The following is an 18064-nucleotide window of genomic DNA, read 5'->3' as shown; positions in this document are numbered from 1 at the left end:
TCATTTGAACCAAGCGCTGTCGACCGCGTGATAGACATAACGCCCATCGGTCATGCGCTTGATTTCGTCGAGATAGTTGGAATTCATCACAAACAGCTGGGCACCCTCGGGCAAGGTCGCCATGGCCTCTTCGGGGGACGACACACGGGCGCCGCTCAGGGGCAGGTAACGGCCCTGCTTGGCTGGATTGATATCCACCACCTGGTCCACCGAAACGCCCGCACGCTGCAGGAACAGCGAATAGATCACACCCTTGGAAGACGCGCCCCAGATCGCCGAGCCCGCCTCGGGTTGGGCCTGGATGATCTGCTTGGCGCGCTCGAGGCTGGCGGTGAAATCCAGCGGCATCTCCAGGCGCTCGACCGGCGTCTCGCCGGGCTCGCGCAAGGTGCCGAGGTCGGCCACCACGTACAGGTATTGGCCGCCGAACAGGTGGCCGGCTTCATGCACGCTGCCGAACATCCGGCGCAGGTCGTCCAGGCGGAAGTAGTTGACGTGCTCGTAGAACACGTCGAACCAGGCGCGATGCTCGACGATCCAGTCGAAGCACGGCACTTCGATGTAGATCTGCCCGCCCCGGTTGGCCTCGGCCATCTGTGCCAGGAACGCCCGCGGGTCGGCGATATGCTCCAGCACATGGCGCAACACCACGGCATCGGCCGACAGGCCCAGGCCAGAGGTAAAGGGCGCCTTGATCACATCGGCGTTATCGCCTTCGTAGGCCGGGTCGATGCCGTTGATGCGATAGCCCCGCTCACGCAGCAGCTCAAGGAAATAGCCCTTGCCGCAACCGACCTCGATCAGCTCGCGGCCCTTGAAATGCCGGGCGATGATGCTCTCGACATCCAGCAGGTGACGCTGGAACTGCGCCGAGTGCGCTTGCTCGTTCTGGTAGTCGCTGTCGTAGCTCAACTTGTCGGGGTCGAAAGCCTGGTTGAAGATCAGGCCGCTCTCCTCGTCCTGCACCAGCACCATGTCGGCACAGGCCGACGCCCTGGCGCTCTGCGCGTCGGCGAAGGTGCGATTCTGCAGCACCGGCAGGTCCATGACCCGATACAACTCATGCCCCATGTTCAGCTCCCAATAGTTGTTGCAGGCGCTGGTTCGCCCCCCAGAACGCCATGGGTTCGTGGGCAGGATAGGGGTAATGCCCAAGATTCAGGCGGATCATCGAGCCACGCTCGCGCACCCGTCGCTCGACCAGCGCACGAACCGATATCGGCTGGCCGCTGGAACAGTTGACCACCCCGGAAAACTCCCGCCGTTGCAGCAACGCCGCCAGGCTGGCGGCGGCGTCTTCGATGGCCAGGTAATCGCGCAGCTGTTCGCCGGCGGACATGTCGAACACCGCATCGCCGGCGTCGATCGCCCGGTCCAGGGCGGCCAGCAGGCTGTTGGGGTTCTGCCCGGCGCCATGCAGGTAGAACAGCCGCACCCATTGCAGGGTGAACGGCAGTTGCTGCTGCAGGTTTTCCAGGAACAGCCGCAGGCTGTGCTTGGCCAACCCATAGGGATTGCTCGGCTGCGCCGGCGTCTGCTCGTCGAGCGGACCGCTCTGCATACCGTATTCGAAACAGGTGCCGGTGATCATGACCTGGGGCACGCCCGCCTCGACCGCGGCCTTGATGAACCGGTAGTCGGCCATCAGGTTGTGCTCGAAGTGGAACAGCGCCTTGTAATTCGGCAGCCCCGGCCAGGCCAGGTGCGCCAGGGCATCGACGCCCTCGACCAGGGCGGCGATATCGGTGTCGGCGGCATGCACGTCCGCGGCCACCCGCTCCACCGCTCCAGCCCAGGGCATGGCGGCCAGCTTTTGTGGGTCACGGGCCAGCGCCCGCACCTGGCAGCCGCGGGCCAGCAAGGCGGCGACCAGATGCCGGCCGACAAACCCGCTGGCCCCGGTGACCAGTACCTTCAGGCCACTCACAGCAGCTTCAACTCGGGCACGGCGATCACGAAACGCCCGCCCCACTGGCGAACGTGGGCCAGTTGCTCGCCGACTTCCGACAGCAGGTTCCACGGCAGCACCAGCACATAGTCCGGGCGCTCGCTGTCGATACGCTCGGGCGCGACTACCGGAATTCGGCTGCCGGGCAGGAACTTGCCCTGCTTGTGCGGGCTGGCGTCGGCGACCCAGGCCAGCAGGTCCGGCTTGATCCCGGCGTAATTGAGCAAGGTGTTGCCCTTGGCCGCGGCGCCGTAACCCACCACGCGCTTGCCTTCGGCCTTGGCCTGGAGCAGGAAGCGCAGCAGGTCATGCTTGATGCGCTCGGCGGCCGGCGCCAGGGTTGCGTAATACTTCGAGGTCTTGACCCCGGCTTGTTGCTCGAGCTGCAACTGCTGTTGCACCGCCGCCTGCACCTCGCGGCGCGGGCCATCGCTGCGCTGTACGAAGACCCGCAACGAACCGCCATGGGTCGGCAGTTGGCTGACGTCGAAGACTTCTAGGCCATTGCGCTCGCACAGCGTCTGCACCGCGGTCAGCGACAGGTAGGAATAGTGTTCGTGATAGAGCGTGTCGAACTGCGCGCCGGCCATCAGCGTCAGCAGTTGCGGGAATTCGAAGGTGGCCACGCCGGTCGGCTTGAGCAGCGTCGCGAAACCGCCAAGGAAATCGTTGATGTCCGGCACATGGGCCAGCACATTGTTGGCGGCCATCAGGTCGGCGGCCCAGCCTTGGTTTTTCAACTGCGCGGCGGTGTCGCGACCGAAGAACAGCTCACGAATCTCCAGGCCTTTTTCCCGCGCGGCTTGCGCGGTGCTGCGGGTCGGCTCGACGCCCAGGCATTTGATCCCGCGAGCGGCCACGTACTGCAACAGGTAACCGTCGTTGGCGGCGACTTCCACCACACGGCTGTCAGCCGTCAAGCCAAAGCGCTCGACCATCTCGGCCACATAGCGCTCGGCGTGGGCCAGCCAAGTGCTGGAGAACGAACTGAAGTAGGCGTACTCGGCATCGAACAGGCTTTCGGCGCTGGTGTAATCCTCGGTCTGTACCAGCCAGCATTGCTGGCACACGGCGACCTTCAGCGGCACCCACTGCTCGGCCTGTTCAAGACGCTCGGCATGCACATAGGCATTGGACGGTGGCGAGGTGCCGAGGTCGATCAACGGCAGGCTCAGCGGCGCGGCGCACCCACGGCAGTTCATAGACGCACTCCAGCAAAGTGTTGATCGAGCGCGGGATGGCTGGAATCCCGGGCCGACAGATTATTGACAGGCAACGGCCAGGCAATCGCCAGCCGTGGATCATTCACCGACAGACCGCCCTCGTGCTCCGGCGTGTAATCGGCGCTGTGCAGGTAGAGCAACTCGGCGTCGTCGGTGAGGGTCTGAAAACCGTGGGCGAATCCGGCCGGGATCAGCAGGCTACGGCCATCGCCGGCCTTCAAGTGCTCGGCGTGCCAGTGCAGAAAGGTTTCGGAGTCCGGACGCAGATCCACCGCCACATCCCACACCTCGCCGCGCAGGCAGGTAATCAGCTTGGCTTCCGGCGCCTTGGCGTTCTGGTAATGCAGACCACGCACACTGCCCTTCTCGCGGGTACAGGAATGGTTGATCTGGCGGATATGAAACTCGCTGCCGAATGCACTCAGACTGCCTTCGCAGAACAGCCGGGCGAAGTGTCCGCGCTGATCTTCGAAGCGTTTGTGCTGGACGCTGAACAGCCCGGCCAGCGGCAGCTGTTTCAAGGAAAACTCGCTCACAGCGCGCCCCGGTACAGGTTCAGTTGAGCGAGGGTCACAGCGCGCATATCGTCGCCACGCTGCCAGGCCAGATGCCAGTCCAGGGTCTGCGCCAGGCATTGCTGCAGCGACCAGCGCGGTTGCCAGGCCAGCAGCTGGCGTGCGCGGCTGCTGTCCAGGCGCAACAGGCCGGCTTCGTGCAGCTCGCTCGGCTCGATCCGCAGCCCGGGGGCGGCTGGCCAGCGCGCGGCCAGCAACTCGACCACTTCGCCGACGCTGCACATGTCCGCTTCGCTTGGCCCGAAGTTCCAGGCCCCGGCGAACCGCGGCCCTTGTTCGTAGAGGCCGGCGGCCAGTTGCAGGTAGCCGGCCAGTGGCTCCAGGGCGTGCTGCCATGGGCGCACCGCCTGCGGATAGCGCAGGGTTACCGGCTCGTCGGCCGACCAGGCCTTGAGCACATCGGGGATCAACCGTTCAGGAGCAAAGTCGCCACCGCCCAACACGTTGCCGGCGCGCGCCGTGGCCAGGGCCAGGCCATGCTCGGCATGACGCTCGGCCGGGAAGAATGAAGCGGCATAGGACTGCGCCAGCAACTCGCAGCACGCCTTGCTGCTGCTGTAGGGGTCATGCCCGCCCAGGGCTTCGTTTTCACGGTACGGCCACAGCCATTCCTGGTTGGCGTAGACCTTGTCGGTGGTCACCAGCACGCAGGCGCGCACGCCGCCGACCTGGCGGATCGCTTCCAGCAGGTTGAGGGTGCCCATCACGTTGCTGGAGTAAGTACCCAGCGGGTCGCGATAGCCTTCGCGCACCAGCGGCTGCGCCGCCAGGTGCAGGACGATTTCCGGCTGTATCTCGGCGATCAGTTCCAGCAAGGCGCCAAGGTCACGCAAGTCGCCACGCTGGTCGTTGATACCCTCGGCGACCCGCGCCAGCTCGAACAGGCTCGGCTCGGTCGCAGGGTCCAGGGAGAAGCCACTGACTTCGGCCCCCAGGCTGTGCAGCCACAGGGTCAGCCAGCTGCCCTTGAAACCGGTGTGGCCGGTCAGCAAAACCCGCTTGCCACGCCAGAATTGCGCGCTCAGGCCCATTGCTTCCATGGGGCCTCCCCGCTCTGCCAGAGTTGCTCCAGGTGGTTCTTGTCACGCAGGGTGTCCATCGGATGCCAGAAGCCGTCGTGCTGGAAGGCATGCAATTGGCCTTGCCGGGCCAGGGTGGCCAGCGGGCCGGCTTCCCACACCGTGTCGTCGGCCGTCAGCAGCGGCAACACCTTGGGCGACAAGACAAAGAAACCGCCATTGATCCAGCCACCGTCACCGCGAGGCTTTTCGGTAAAGCCCAGGACGCTGTCGCCGTCGCGCTCCAGGGCGCCGTAACGACCGGGCGGCTGCACTGCCGTGACGGTCGCGTGCTTGCCATGGGCCAGGTGGAAGTCCACCAGGGCGCCGATATTCAGGTCGGAAACGCCGTCACCGTAGGTAAAGCAGAAGGCTTCTTCGTTCTCCAGGTAGCGTCCGGCCCGGCGCAGACGGCCGCCGGTCATGGTTTCCTCACCGGTGTCGATCAGGGTCACGCGCCAGGGCTCGCTGTAGTTCTGGTGAACGTCCATGCGGTTTTCCCGCATGTCGAAGGTGACGTCGGAGGTGTGCAGGAAGTAGTTGGCGAAGAAGTCCTTGATCGCGTACCCCTTGTAGCCCAGGCAGATCACGAAGTCGTGAATACCGTGGGCCGAGTACTGCTTCATGATGTGCCAGAGAATTGGCTTGCCGCCGATCTCGATCATCGGCTTGGGCTTGAGATGGGACTCTTCGCTGATGCGCGTGCCCAGGCCACCCGCCAAAATAACTGCCTTCATCGTCTCCCCTCTTGTTCCTCACAGGGCCCTGCCAAGCTGCAGCGAGCTTTTTGCGGACCTTCTGGATAAAACCTTGTGCCCTTGGCGGCGCCTTCCTTTCAGCGGAAACGCTCGTTTTATGGCGATATCGAGGGGGGCTTGCAGGAAACGCGCCAGCTCCTGGCGGGGCTGACGCATGACCTCGGCGTCGTGAATCAGAGCGGGCAACGCAGCAGATCGTAGGCTTGAGCAGCAAAAAACCCGGGATAACCGTCATAAAAAAGCCAGGCATCGAAAGCCTGGCTTTTTTGTCCCCGCAGACCCTGTCAGTCCGGCAACCAGCCCTTCATCCACAGATTCAGGTTATTGCCCCGCAACATGTAATCGCGCAGCACGTGCTCGCGCAGCGCATCGCCCATGTGGTAGCTGGCAGCGGGATCGGCCAGGTGCATGCGGATCGCTTCGATCCATTCCCGGGTGCTGTTGCTGACGACCTTGGTACACGGCAGGTAGCCGCGATAGGCCGCGGTGTCGGTGCAGATCACCGGGTAACCGCAAGCCCCGTACTCCAGGAGCCGCAGGTTGCTCTTGCAGTCGTTGAAGATGTGGAACTCCAGCGGCGCCAGGGCCAGGTCGAGGTTGAGGCTGGCCAGCCTGTACGGGTAAGCCTGCAGACTGATCAAGGCGTGGAACTCGTGGACATACGGCCGCAGCTCGTCCGGGCACATGCCGAAGAACACCCATTCGACTTCATTGGCCAGTTCGCGCACCACCTCGGCGATGACTTCCAGGTCGCCGGTATGGCTGGTCCCCCCTCCCCAGCCCACCCGCGGCTTGCTTGAGGTACCACGGCGGCTGGTCAGGCTGCCCCAGGGGTCGACCGGCAGCATGTTCGGCACGATCCGGATGTCGCTGTGCATGCCCGACAGCGCATCGGCCAGCGGCTGCGTGGTGACCACCACCCGGTCGCACAGGGCGATGCCCTGGCGCAGCAGGGCTTCGGTGTTGAGCGGTATATTGCGCGCGTGGCTGTTTTTCTTCGGCGCACTGACCACGTAGTCGTCAAGCTCAAAGACCCGCAGGGCACTGGAGTACTTTTTCATGCGCTGGATATCGCTCACCGCGCCGTCGCTGTAGCGGCACTGCAAGATGATCGAGTCGGGGGACAAGCGCTCGATTTCCACGTTCGCCGGGGACTCATGGGCCACTCGACCGATCAGCCGTCCCTCCTCTTCCAGCGCCGTCAGCGGCGCGATCACCCGGTAATGACCCACCGCCATGTTGTTCACCGGCAAGCCGAGCACCAGCGGCAAGGCCCGGGTCGAGAAGGGATTCCAGTTATCGCGCAACCCCACTTCCAGGCTGAAGCTGGAATAACCCAGGCTCAGGGCCGGGTTGTAGGCCGGGTCACGGGCGACCTGAGGCATCCAGCTGCGGTAGAACGTGTCTTCCTGCGCCTCCAGCGCTTCGGGCTCCGCTGGCGCCGTCTCGGCCGGCATCAACACCAGGCTGGCATGAGGCGTCCAGACCACCAGGTAACCGTCGCGATTGATCCGCAGGCACAGGTCGACATCACTCAGGCCCTGGGAATAGTTGACCTCATCCAGCCCGCCGACACTGTCGAATACCTCCTTGCGCACCAGCAGGCAGTCGCCGCTGACCGCGCTCCAGCTCTGCGGCACTTGCAAGCGCTGCATGTAACCGCGGGCGCTGGCGGCCTCGCCATGGAACGGCGAACTGGCGGCTCCAGCCAGGCCGAGGATCAACCCGGCGTGCACGATCGAGCCGTCCGGCCCGAGTATTCGCGCGCCCACCACCCCCACTTCCGGGCGCCGGGCGTGGTTGAGCAGTTCGTCCAGCCAGTCGCCGGAGCAGATCAAGGCATTGGCGTCGAGCAACAGCAGGTATTCGCCGCGCGCCTGTTGCGCCGCGTAATTACGGACCGCCGCCGCAGTGCCGCGGCCGGCAAACGGCAACACCCGCAACATGTCGGCACCGAGCTGCGCCATGGCCTCCAGCCACGCGGCCATGGCCGGGTCGCGGCTGCCGCTGTCGACGATCAGGATCTCGTAATGGCTGTAGGCGGTCTTTTCGATCAGGTTTTCGGTGCAGCGCTGCAAAGCCGCCAGTGAATCGCCAGCCTGGATGATGATCGACACCAACGGCCGCTGCGGGAACAGGTAGTCGATGTGGTTGAGCAGCGGCAATTCGTCGTGGCGGATGCGGTGCTCGACGCCGATTCTGTCCAGATGCGCGCCGACCAGGCCGGCGTTGCCCTCGATCACTGCGGGCAGCGACAGCCAGTCGGCGAAATTGAACGGGCTCTCGACCTGGATTTCTGCAATATGTTCGATGGTCTGCGGCCCCGCCTCTTCCACCAGGCGCCACAGCAGGTCATGAGGCGCCAGCTCGCCGAAGGCCGGGTCGAAACCGCCCTGGGTCAGAAAACGCTGGCGCTCGAATGCCAGCGTCCGGCCGACGTAGGGGTAACCGCGCATCAGGTCGAGGTTGAAATCAGGCTTGAACACCGGGTCGCCGGACTCGCCTTTGACCAGCGCGCCTTCGTCGCTGTAGACGCACAGCGCGCCCGGGCTCGCGGCAATGCGTTCGACAAGGATCAGCAGCGCCGACTCCTTCAAGGTGTCACCCGCACGCAGCAAGTAAAACCAGTGGCAACCTTCCAGCTGCGGCACCAGCGCATTGAGCTGCTGTGGCCACTGCGCCTCCAGCGGCAGTTGCAGCACGCGTTCGTGCTCCGCGCACTCGGTATTGGAGAGGACCAGGATCGCCTGCGGCGCATACAGCTGCCGCGCCAGGCTCTGCAGGGTCGACTCCAGGGCCACGCTATCGGCGTCCACGTCGATCACGACGGGCACGATCTGCGGCCGTGTCGGCCAGCTGGCGATGCGCTGTGGCAGGTGGCGTTTCTCGGTGTCGGTAAAACGCCGGATCGCCAGCCACTCCTTGTAGAACTCGGCGTAACTTTCACTCTCGCCGCCGACCCGGCCATTGACCACCGTACTGCGGTTGCCCAGTACCCGGGTCACGCACAGCTCGTCCCACTGCCAGCCGGGCTGCGCCATGCTCTCCAGGTCCACATAGCGTACCCAGCCCTCGGCCGGGGCCGACTCGCCGCTGCGCGCAGCGAGCATCTGCGCCAGCCAGTCCCATTCAAGTTTCGCCACGCGTTGCACTTGCGGTTGCTTGCTCAGGCGCTCCGGGTACAGGCGCTCGGTGCTCAGCACGGTATTGAGCAGCCCCAGGTTGCCACGCCGCATCAGGCACACGAACAGCGCCAGATCCAACAGCGCGAGGAAGCCCGCGCCCTCTTGCGTCAGGGCTGGCAACAGCTCCAGCACGTCGACACGGCGCATCAGGGTCGAGCTGAAATTACCGAGGAAGTGGCGCGGCGTGCTCTCGAGGATCGCCAGCATGTCGTCGCCCTTGAGCATCGCGTCGTTCGGCGACAGCCGGGCATTCTCGACCCGCGGCGGCAGAATGAAATTGCCGGCGTCGCTCAACACCCGCAAACCGCAGACCAGATTGATCTCGGGGTGATCGGCCAACACCTGCGCCTGCATGGCAATGCAGGGAGCGAACAGACGGTCATCGTCGCAGAGGATCTTGATCAGTTCGCCCCGCGCCTCTTCGACACAGCGCAGCAGGTTTTTCTGCATGCCCAGGCACTGCGGGTTGCGCAGATAGCGCACCGGATGGGGCGGCTCGGCGATGGCCTCGACCGCCTGACGGATCTCATCGCCAGCCGAGTCGTCGCAGATGACGATTTCGATCCGCTCCCAGGTCTGGGCCAGCGCACTCTCGAACGCCTGGCTGAAGAAGCGCGGATTGAAGGCAGGGATGACGATGCTGACTAGCGGGCGTTGATTCACGACGGGAAACTCTCGAGCGGCGGGCCCGGCCTGGTCAGGCGGGCCGCGGAACCGCTTAATGAAGACGGTTGGCGGCTCGGCGGTGCGGCCGCGCTCACAGGAGCGCGACCGGGCTCAGGCTCAGACCTTGTTGAACAGGCCCAGCTGGGTAATCTTGCTGAAGGCCAGTTGCGAGGCTTGCAGCATGGTCTGTTGCAGGGTCAGGCGGGTCAACACCTCGGCCGGGTCGGAATCGCGGATTGCCGACTGGGTCTGGGTATTGGCGGCGCTCAGGCTCAGGTTGGTCTCGTTCTGGATATCCAGCGCCGACCCACGACCACCGATATCACTGACCGCGCTCGCCACCTGGTTGGCGCCGCTGGCCAGGTTGGCCATCCCCGCCTGCAACCCCGCGTTGAGTTTCTGGATGGCGATCGGATCACCGTTGGTCGGTGTATCCAGCACCGAACGCAGCTGGCTGATGGTGTCGAGGACGTTCTGGGTCTGGTGGTTGTTGACCGCCACCACATACTGGTCGCCCGCCGCCGGCGTACCGCTGAAGGTGAAGCCCACGCCAGACGCCGTGGCAGTGGAGCCGGCCATGGTGCCGGTGGAGACCGGCTTGCTGTCGGCGGTCAACGGCGACGCGTACAGCTCGTAGTCGGTGGCGCTGGTGAACTTGAGGATCGCACCGCCGCTCGGGAAGCTGGCGTTGTAGGCGTTGCTGTTGCTGACGCTGGCACCGGTCACCACCGCGGTCGACGGGTTGCCCGGGCTGCGCGAGACGTTGAAGGAGTCAGGCTTGGCCGCCAGGGTGAAGCTGTGGCCGGCGATCTCCGTGTTCGGGGGGGTGGCATCGCCGGGTTTCAGGTTGATGCTCAGGCGCAGATCGACGCCACGGAAACTGACGGTCTGTGCCTCGGCGCCCTTGCTGGAGCTGAAGGAGCCATTCTGGCTGGCCTCGGACGTCACGTCGTTGCCGGCGCTGTCGGTGATCTTGAACTGAGTGCTGCTGAGGAAGCTGATGGTATACGGCTCGCCGCTGCGGAACTCGCTGTTGTACTTCGGATTCGAAGACACCTGGCCGTTGGACAGCGTCACCCGGCCATCATCCACCGCCGGGGCGGTCATGCTGACCTGGCTGCGGCTGGTATTGATGGCTTGCTGGAAGGCGGCCCAGCCGGTGGTATTGGTGGCCATGGACATGGTGTCGCCCACCGGCAGGTTCAGCGTGGTCTGGTCGCCGTTGTAGCTGTAGGTGCCGTCGGAGTTGCGGGTGAACGGTACGGTGTCGCCCTGGGAACCGGCAAAGATGTACTTGCCGTTTTCATCCTGGGTATTCATCAGGCTCAACAGCTGCTCTTCGATCTGCGCCAGCTCGGCGGCGTTGGCCTTGCGGTCGGCGTCGGTGTAACCGGCGCTGCCCGCGCCGGTCGCCAGTTCCTGGGCACGCGCCAGAACGTTGGTGATGCTGGTCAGGACCGATTCGGCCTGGCCCAGGGACGCCTTGATCGAGGTGGTGTTGGCCGAGTACTGGCTCAACAGCGAAGCCTGCTGGCCCAGTTGCAGCAGGCGCGAGGCGCCTACCGGATCATCGGCCGCGGTGTTGACGCGAACCAGGCTGCTGGCCTCTTCGCTGCTCTTGACCGCATTGGCGAAGTTCTTCTGGTAGTTGGCAGCCGAGGACTCGTAAAACTGGGCGGTGGAAATACGCATGGACTACGACTCCTTAAAGGCTGTTGATCAGGGTGGCGAAGGTTTCCTGCGCCGCCTTGATGATCTGCGAGGACGCGGTGTAGTACTGCTGGTACTTGACCAGGTTGCCGGTCTCTTGATCCAGGTCGACCCCGGACAACGAATCCCGCGCGCCCTTGGCGTTGGCCAGGATCGTCTCGGTGGCCGCGCTGTCGAGCTTGCCCTGGCTGGCCTTGGCACCGACGTTCTCCACCAGCTTGCCGTAGGCGTCGACCAGGGTGATGCCCTTGCTGGCCGAACCGGTATCGACGGTCTGCTTGCTCTGCAGGCCCGCCAGGGCGGTGCCGTTGCGGTTGTCGGTGGAACCGGCACCGTTGAACTTGACGTTCAGCCCTTCGCCTTCCTTCGGCGAGCCGGCGACGCTCATTTCCACGGTGAAGGTTTTCTGCACCGGCGGTGTGCCGCCGTCGGTGATCGGGTTGCCGCTGGCATCGACCATTTTGATCTGCAGGTTCAGGGTGTTGTTCTGCCCCGGGACGATCGAACCGGTGCCCATCAACGTGCCCTTGGCATCGTAGTATTTGTAGCCCTGGCTGCCGCCCGCGGGGGCGTCGAAGACCAGCTTAACCGGTACCGAGTTCTTGATCGCGGTCTGCATCTCGGTTTTGGCGGCCGAGTTGTAGATGTCCAGCGCCGGCTTGACTGTCGGCAGGCCTGGAATGCTCAGCGAACCGGTGGCACCCGGCAGCACCTCGGCATTCAGCGGCGCGGCAATGGCCAGGCGCTTGGCGTCGGTCAGCTCGGTCTTGATGGTGGTCGCCGCGTTACGGGTCGGGGTGATCTTGAAACTGTCGCCGGCACTCATCGCCCCGCCGTTGAGGCTCAGGGTGAAACCGTCGATCACCGGTGGCGGCGTGGTGGTGGTGCTGAACGCGCCCAGGCTGGTGCCGTCGGAGCGTTTGACCGTGTAGTCGGTGGCGCTGGTGAAGGTCACCTGGTAGTCGCTGATGGTCAGCTTGCCGGTGTCCTTGATGGTTACGTCGAGGTTGCCCGAGCCTGCGCTGTTGTTGCCGTTGGCAATGCTGCGCTGGCTGATCAGGGCCGCGCTGTTGATGTTGTTGAACAGCGCCGCGCCGAACTCGCCGTTCTTGTCGATGCCTTGTCCGAGCTGGCTGTTGACCTGGTCGGCGATCACCAGGGCCACGCGCCCCAGTTCGTTCATCGCCGGGTCCAGCACCTCGTTGCGATAACGCAGCAGGCCGCCGATCTCGCCACCGGTGACCACCGAGGTCACATCGATAGTGCTCGAACCGCGATTGAGCTGCAGCGAGGAACGGGTCGGGTCGGTCTTGCCGGCAACCACTTCCAGCTTGCTGGAAGTGTTGCCCACGACCAGCGGCTGGCCGCTGCCCAGGTACAGGTCGACGCTCGAGCCGCGCTCCGAGACATCCACTTTGACGAAGGTCGACAGCTGGCGCAGCGTCTCGTTGCGCGCGTCGAGCAGGTCGTTAGGCATGCCGCCGCCGCTGGAGACTTCGGAAATCTTCTGGTTCAGCTGGGCGACAGTGGCCGCCAGCTTGTTGACCTGGTCAGCCATGCTGCTCAGGTTGCCGTTGATATTGGCGTTCTGCTCGTTCAACTGGCTGGAAACCGAGTTGAAGCGGTTGCTCAAGGCTTGCGCATCGCTGAGCAGCAATTGGCGCGAAGCATCGTCGGCCGGCTTGGCGTTGACGTTCTGCATCGAGGCAAAGAACTTGGTCAGCGCGCCGGTGATGCCGGTGCCGCTGTCCGACAGCAACTTGTCCACCGGGGTGATCTGCCCCAGATAGGCAGCGGCATCGCTGTTCAGCGAGGTGGTGGTCTGCAGCTGGGCGTCCAGGTAGCTGTTGTACACCCGGCGCACGTCGGCCAGGGTGGTACCGCTGCCGATGAAGACATTGCCGTACTGATTCGAAGCCTTGCTGCCCTGCACGGTCTGCTGGCGCGAATAACCGGCGGTATCGGCGTTGGCGATGTTGTTACCCGTGGTCATCAACGACGTTTGGCTGGCTGACAGCCCCGACATCCCGATATTGAGCAAACTCATGATTCAGACCTTATAAATTCGTGGAAGCGCCCGCCGCAGCGTAGTTCTCGTAGCTCTTCATCTGCTTGGCAATCTGCGAAATCTTGCTTGCGTAGTCCGGGTCGGTTGCATACCCGGCCTTTTGCAACTCGCGTACAAACTGTTCTGGGTTATCGGCCGACTTCAGCACTTCTTGATAGCGATTGTTGCTCTGCAACAAGGTCACCAGGTCGTGGAAGCTGTCCTGATACGAGGCATAGGAACGGAACTCGGCCGTCTCCTTGACCATCTGGCCATTTCTGAATTCGCTGGTGATCGCCCGCGCCTGGTCGCCCTTCCAACTGCTGCCGGCCTTGATACCGAACAGGTTGTGACTGCTGCTGCCGTCCTGCTGGCGCATCACCGATTTGCCCCAGCCGGTTTCCAGCGCGGCCTGGGCCACCAGGTAGCGCGGATCGACCCCGATGCGGTCGGCGGCCTGCTGCGCCATCGGCAGCATGGTGGCGACGAATTCGTCCGCCGAGCTGAAGGCTTTCTTCGCCGGCGCCAACGGTGGCTGGGCCACGGCGCGACCGTAGATCTGCATGCGTCCGTGGGGCACCGCGGCAAAACTGCGCGAGCTGTTCTTGACCAGCGCGTCGGTAGCGGCCGTGGTGCGTTCCGGCAAGGCCGTCCTGTTGACGGCGGCGCTGTCGGCCGACGGCACGATGCCCGCCAGCAGGCGATCGGTCAGCTTGCTCGGCAGGGAAATACGCCGCTGGTTGAGCAGCGCCATATCGTTATGGGTACCGCTGTCGGCGGCGCGCTGCGGTTCCAGCGCACGAGACGCCCACAACGGACGCTGGCCATTGACCCGCGACAACGGCCCGCCCAAAGCGGTGGTGCCGGCAGCGATGGCGGTTGGCGTCGCGACCTTTTCAGTCAGCGCGACCTTTTCAGCCTGGGCGCCAGGCAAGGTCGCCGCCGCGGCAGGACTAGTGGATTTGTTCTTCGACATCTGGCGCATCAGCACATCGGCCAGGCCGATACCACCGCCCTCGCGGGACATGGAAACCGCCAGCTGCTGGTCGTACATTTCCTGGTATTGCTTGGCCGCCGGGGTATTGAGCGGGTTGTCCTTGCCCAGCGCTTCGGTGGCCGAACGCATGGACTTGAGCATTTCGTTGAGGAACAGCGACTCGAACTCCTGCGCCACCTTGCGCATGTTGGCGTCGCTGTTCTTGTCGCCGACCTTGAGCTGGTTAAGCCGGTTGAGGTCCGAGTAGGAACCCGAATCGCCGCTGCTGACCAGACCGCTCTTGCGAATATCCATGGCCCCTACCTCAAATCACGATCAGGTCGGCTTGCAGCGCGCCGGCCTGTTTCAAGGCTTCGAGGATCGCCATCAGGTCGCCCGGTGCCGCGCCGACCTGGTTCACCGCACGCACGATCTCGTCGAGGGTGGTGCCCGGACCGAACTTGAACATCGGCTTGGCTTCCTGCTCGGCGTTGACCCGCGAGCGTGGCACGACCGCGGTCTGGCCATTGGACAGCGGGCCCGGCTGGCTGACGATCGGGTCTTCGGTGATGGTCACGGTGAGGCTGCCGTGGGTCACGGCGGCTGGCGACACCTTGACGTTCTGGCCGATGACGATGGTGCCGGTACGCGAGTTGATGATGACCTTGGCCACCGCCTGCCCCGGATCGATTTCCAGGTTCTCGAGGATCGACAGATAGTCAACGCGCTGGCTCGGATCGAGTGGCGCAGTAACGCGGATAGAACCGCCGTCGATGGCCTGGGCCACGCCCGGGCCGAGCATGTCGTTGATCTTGTCGACGATGCGCTTGGCGGTGGTGAAGTCGGAACGGTTGAGGTTCAGGGTCAGGCTGTTGCCCTGGTTGAAACCGCTCGGTACCGCGCGCTCCACCGAGGCACCGCCCGGGATGCGACCGGCCGACGGAACGTTGACCGTGATCTTCGAACCGTCACGACCCTCGGCGTCAAAACCGCCCACCACCAGGTTGCCCTGGGCGATGGCGTAGACGTTGCCGTCGATCCCCTTGAGTGGCGTCAGCAGCAAGGTGCCGCCGCGCAGGCTCTTGGAGTTGCCGATGGAGGACACGGTGATATCCACCTGCTGCCCCGGCTTGGCGAACGCCGGCAGATCGGCGCTCACCGATACCGCCGCGACGTTCTTCAACTGCACGTTGCCGGAACCCGGCGGCACCTTGATGCCGAACTGCGACAGCATGTTGTTGAAGGTCTGCAGGGTGAAGGGTGTCTGGGTCGTCTGGTCGCCGGTGCCGTTAAGCCCGACCACCAGGCCGTAGCCGATCAACTGGTTGGAGCGCACGCCGGAAATGCTGGCGATGTCCTTCAGCCGTTCGGCTTGAGCGTGGCAGGCCGCCGAAAGCAACAGCGCGGCCAGCATGAGGCGTTTGAAATTCAACGTAGCCACCTAGAAAGGGAACAGCGGGCTGAGGAAGAAACGGTCGAACCAGCCCGGCTGGCTCGCATCGGCAAAGGCACCGGTGCCCGAATAGGTGATGCGGGCGTCGGCGACGCGGGTCGAGGACACCGTGTTGTCGGTGGCGATATCGTCGGCGCGCACCAGGCCGGCAATCCGCACCAGCTCGTCGCCGGTGTTGAGGGTCAGCCATTTCTCGCCGCGCACGGCGATGATGCCGTTGGGCAGCACGTCGGCCACCGTCACGGTGATCGAGCCGGTCAGGCTGTTGCTCTGGCCGGACTTGCTGTCGCCCTTGGTGGCCCGGTCGCCGCTGTAACCGACGTCCAGGCTCAGGTCGCCGCCGCCCACCGGGTTATTGGTGCTCAGGCCGCCACCGAAAAACGAGGTCAGGCCGATGCCGGTCTTGCTGTTCTTGTCGACCTGCGAGTTGGCGTTCTTGCTCGCCTGGGTCCGCTCGTTGAGGGTGATGGTGATGATGTCGCCCACGCGGAACGCCTTGCGATCGCTGTACAGGTTCTGCTCGAAGCCGGCCTGGTAGATCGAGCCGTTGTTGGCCGCAGCCGGCAACGGAGTACGTGGCAACACCGGAGCGTAATACGGGTCATTGGGCTTCGGCGTCGGGGCCACGCAGCCTTCGAGCACAACGAACCCACTCAATGCGAGAACAGATACAAAGCGATTCATGACCCTACCTCATGGTGTTGCTGGCGGCCCCAGGGCCGCCCCTAGGACTTGATTACAGATTCTGCGTGACGAACGAGAGCATCTGGTCGGCGGTGGAGATCACCTTGGAGTTCATCTCGTAGGCGCGCTGGGTGGTGATCATGTTGACCATCTCCTCAACGGTGCTGACGTTGGAGGTTTCCAGGGTGTTCTGCAGGGTGGTGCCGAAACCGTTGAGGCCCGGGGTACCGACTTGCGGCGCGCCGCTGGCGGCGGTTTCCAGGAACAGGTTGTTGCCCGTCGCTTGCAGGCCGGCCGGGTTGATGAAGTCGGCGGTCTGCAGGTTGCCGATCACTTGCGAGGCCGGGTTGCCGGCGGTGGTGATCGAGACGGTGCCGTCCTGGCCCACGGTGAAGGTCTGGGCGTCGTTCGGCACGACGATCGCCGGCTCCAGCGCGAAGCCGTTGGCGGTGACGATCTGGCCGTTGGAGTCCAGGTGGAAGGTGCCGTCGCGGGTATAGGACGTGGTGCCGTCCGGTTGCAGGACCTGGAAGAAACCGCGGCCGTTGATGGCCATGTCCAGCGGCTGCTCGGTGGTCTGCAGACTGCCGGCGGTGAAGTTCTTCTGGGTGCCGACGATGCGCACACCGGTACCCAGTTGCAGGCCCGACGGCAGCTCGCTGTCCTGGGTCGACTGGGCGCCAGGCTGGCGCTTGATCTGATACAGCAGGTCCTGGAACTCGGCGCGATCACGTTTGAAACCCGTGGTCGAAACGTTCGCCAGGTTGTTGGAAATGGTAGTCAGGTTAGTGTCCTGGGCGGACAGACCTGTTTTGGCAACCCACAGAGCCGGAAGCATTCGATTCTCCTCGTGCGCCTGTTTTACGGCGCGACGTACTGGTAATTAGCTGATCTGCAAGACCCGAGCCATGGCCTGGTCGTCTTCTTTGGCGGTGTTCATCATCTTGATGTGCAGTTCGAACTGCTTGGAGAGCGCCAGCACCGAGGTCATTTCCTCGACTGCATTGACGTTGCTCGACTCGAGGAATCCCGAGACCAGTTGCACATTGGCGTCAGCCGCTGCCGGCTTGCCGTCCTTGGTATGGATCGAACCGTCCAGCCCCTTGGTCATGTTCTTCAGGTCCGGGTTGACCAGCTTGATGCGGTCGACCTCGGCCATCACCCGTGGGCCTTCGCCCATGGCGCGGATGCTGATGGTGCCGTCCTGGCCGACTTCCACCTGCTGCTCCGGCGGCACGGCGATCGGGCCGCCGTTGCCGATCACCGGCATGCCGTTGCCGGCGCGCAACACGCCCAGGGCGTCGATGTTCAGGCTGCCGGTGCGCACGTAGCTTTCACCGCCCTCCGGGGTCTGCACGGCGATCCAGCCATTGCCGCTGACCGCCACGTCGAGGTCGCGACCGGTTTCCACCAGCGAGCCCGGGGTGAAATCGGTAGCCGGCCGTTCGGACATGGCAAAGGCCCGCGCCGGAAAGCTGTCACCAAACACCGGCATCGAACGCGCCTGCTCCAGGTCGCGCTGGAAACCGTTGGTGGAGATGTTCGCCAGGTTGTTGGCATGCGCCTTTTGCGCCAGCGCATTCTGGCTGGCACCGGTCATGGCCACATAAAGGTACTTGTCCACAGTCTTTCCTCTGCATGTCGGACGTTTGCCGTCCACCGCTGTACTGCTGAGCCATAAGCAATAAGCGCACCAACTTGTTTTTCGGGCGGTCGAAGGCAGGAAATCCGGGAGCTTGAGGGCGTTCGAAGGGAATCGGGGGATTGTGTCAAAGACGAAA

General features: G+C 64.1%; 14 protein-coding genes. All 14 read right to left on the bottom strand.

The window, feature by feature from the left end:
• Positions 1-1071, bottom strand: coding sequence for a class I SAM-dependent methyltransferase (locus BM019_RS08620; RefSeq protein ID WP_092418055.1), 1071 nt, complete (start codon positions 1069-1071; stop codon positions 1-3).
• Positions 1061-1918, bottom strand: a complete 858-nt coding sequence (locus BM019_RS08615; RefSeq protein WP_175510620.1) for an NAD-dependent epimerase/dehydratase family protein — start codon at positions 1916-1918, stop codon at positions 1061-1063. The genes BM019_RS08620 and BM019_RS08615 overlap by 11 nt, the downstream gene beginning before the upstream one ends.
• Before the next feature lie 5 nt (positions 1919-1923).
• Positions 1924-3150: a class I SAM-dependent methyltransferase gene (locus tag BM019_RS08610; protein ID WP_092418053.1), complete on the bottom strand. Its 1227-nt coding sequence runs from the start codon at positions 3148-3150 to the stop codon at positions 1924-1926.
• Positions 3147-3707, bottom strand: coding sequence for a dTDP-4-dehydrorhamnose 3,5-epimerase (rfbC, locus tag BM019_RS08605; protein ID WP_062823262.1), 561 nt, complete (start codon positions 3705-3707; stop codon positions 3147-3149). Before rfbC ends, BM019_RS08610 begins: the two co-directional genes overlap by 4 nt.
• On the bottom strand, positions 3704-4786 hold the full coding sequence (gene rfbG, locus BM019_RS08600) for a CDP-glucose 4,6-dehydratase (RefSeq protein ID WP_092418052.1): 1083 nt from the start codon (positions 4784-4786) through the stop codon (positions 3704-3706). The genes rfbC and rfbG overlap by 4 nt, the downstream gene beginning before the upstream one ends.
• Positions 4768-5541 (bottom strand): glucose-1-phosphate cytidylyltransferase, encoded by a 774-nt coding sequence (rfbF, locus tag BM019_RS08595; RefSeq protein ID WP_009042713.1) that lies wholly within the window; start codon positions 5539-5541, stop codon positions 4768-4770. Before rfbF ends, rfbG begins: the two co-directional genes overlap by 19 nt.
• 305 nt (positions 5542-5846) lie before the next feature.
• The gene (locus BM019_RS08590) at positions 5847-9410 is read right to left on the bottom strand and encodes a glycosyltransferase (RefSeq protein ID WP_092418051.1); all 3564 of its coding nucleotides are present in this window, start codon (positions 9408-9410) and stop codon (positions 5847-5849) included.
• A gap of 120 nt (positions 9411-9530) precedes the next feature.
• A complete protein-coding gene (locus BM019_RS08585) occupies positions 9531-11105 on the bottom strand; it encodes a flagellar hook-associated protein 3 (protein ID WP_092418050.1) in 1575 nt (524 codons plus the stop codon).
• Between the two features lie 13 nt (positions 11106-11118).
• Positions 11119-13170, bottom strand: coding sequence for a flagellar hook-associated protein FlgK (flgK, locus tag BM019_RS08580; RefSeq protein ID WP_085530139.1), 2052 nt, complete (start codon positions 13168-13170; stop codon positions 11119-11121).
• Between the two features lie 10 nt (positions 13171-13180).
• Complete coding sequence (flgJ, locus tag BM019_RS08575; protein ID WP_092418049.1) at positions 13181-14461, bottom strand: flagellar assembly peptidoglycan hydrolase FlgJ; 1281 nt, start codon at positions 14459-14461, stop codon at positions 13181-13183.
• 10 nt (positions 14462-14471) lie between these two features.
• Positions 14472-15560 (bottom strand): flagellar basal body P-ring protein FlgI, encoded by a 1089-nt coding sequence (locus BM019_RS08570; protein ID WP_080748366.1) that lies wholly within the window; start codon positions 15558-15560, stop codon positions 14472-14474.
• A 27-nt stretch (positions 15561-15587) separates the two neighbouring features.
• A complete protein-coding gene (gene flgH / locus BM019_RS08565; RefSeq protein ID WP_092418048.1) occupies positions 15588-16283 on the bottom strand; it encodes a flagellar basal body L-ring protein FlgH in 696 nt (231 codons plus the stop codon).
• Between the two features lie 52 nt (positions 16284-16335).
• Positions 16336-17121 carry a flagellar basal-body rod protein FlgG gene (gene flgG / locus BM019_RS08560; RefSeq protein ID WP_009042707.1) on the bottom strand — a complete coding sequence of 262 codons (786 nt, stop codon included), beginning with the start codon at positions 17119-17121 and terminating at the stop codon, positions 16336-16338.
• 45 nt (positions 17122-17166) lie between these two features.
• Positions 17167-17907 carry a flagellar basal body rod protein FlgF gene (locus tag BM019_RS08555; protein ID WP_009042706.1) on the bottom strand — a complete coding sequence of 247 codons (741 nt, stop codon included), beginning with the start codon at positions 17905-17907 and terminating at the stop codon, positions 17167-17169.
• Between the last annotated feature and the right edge of the window lie 157 nt (positions 17908-18064).

The organism is Pseudomonas sp. NFPP07 (assembly GCF_900115645.1).
GTDB lineage: Bacteria > Pseudomonadota > Gammaproteobacteria > Pseudomonadales > Pseudomonadaceae > Aquipseudomonas > Aquipseudomonas chlororaphis.
Note: the sequence above shows the minus strand (reverse complement) of the source record. Positions and strands in the feature narration are given on the sequence as shown.

Excerpts from the sequence above, each read along its gene's own strand:
- BM019_RS08610 (WP_092418053.1), bottom strand. The coding sequence starts at position 3,150 with ATGAACTGCCGTGGGTGCGCCGCGCCGCTGAGCCTGCCGTTGATCGAC.
- flgK (WP_085530139.1), bottom strand. The coding sequence starts at position 13,170 with ATGAGTTTGCTCAATATCGGGATGTCGGGGCTGTCAGCCAGCCAAACG.
- rfbG (WP_092418052.1), bottom strand. The coding sequence starts at position 4,786 with ATGGAAGCAATGGGCCTGAGCGCGCAATTCTGGCGTGGCAAGCGGGTT.
- BM019_RS08570 (WP_080748366.1), bottom strand. The coding sequence starts at position 15,560 with ATGCTGGCCGCGCTGTTGCTTTCGGCGGCCTGCCACGCTCAAGCCGAA.
- BM019_RS08585 (WP_092418050.1), bottom strand. The coding sequence starts at position 11,105 with ATGCGTATTTCCACCGCCCAGTTTTACGAGTCCTCGGCTGCCAACTAC.
- flgJ (WP_092418049.1), bottom strand. The coding sequence starts at position 14,461 with ATGGATATTCGCAAGAGCGGTCTGGTCAGCAGCGGCGATTCGGGTTCC.
- flgH (WP_092418048.1), bottom strand. The coding sequence starts at position 16,283 with ATGAATCGCTTTGTATCTGTTCTCGCATTGAGTGGGTTCGTTGTGCTC.
- rfbF (WP_009042713.1), bottom strand. The coding sequence starts at position 5,541 with ATGAAGGCAGTTATTTTGGCGGGTGGCCTGGGCACGCGCATCAGCGAA.
- flgG (WP_009042707.1), bottom strand. The coding sequence starts at position 17,121 with ATGCTTCCGGCTCTGTGGGTTGCCAAAACAGGTCTGTCCGCCCAGGAC.
- BM019_RS08620 (WP_092418055.1), bottom strand. The coding sequence starts at position 1,071 with ATGGGGCATGAGTTGTATCGGGTCATGGACCTGCCGGTGCTGCAGAAT.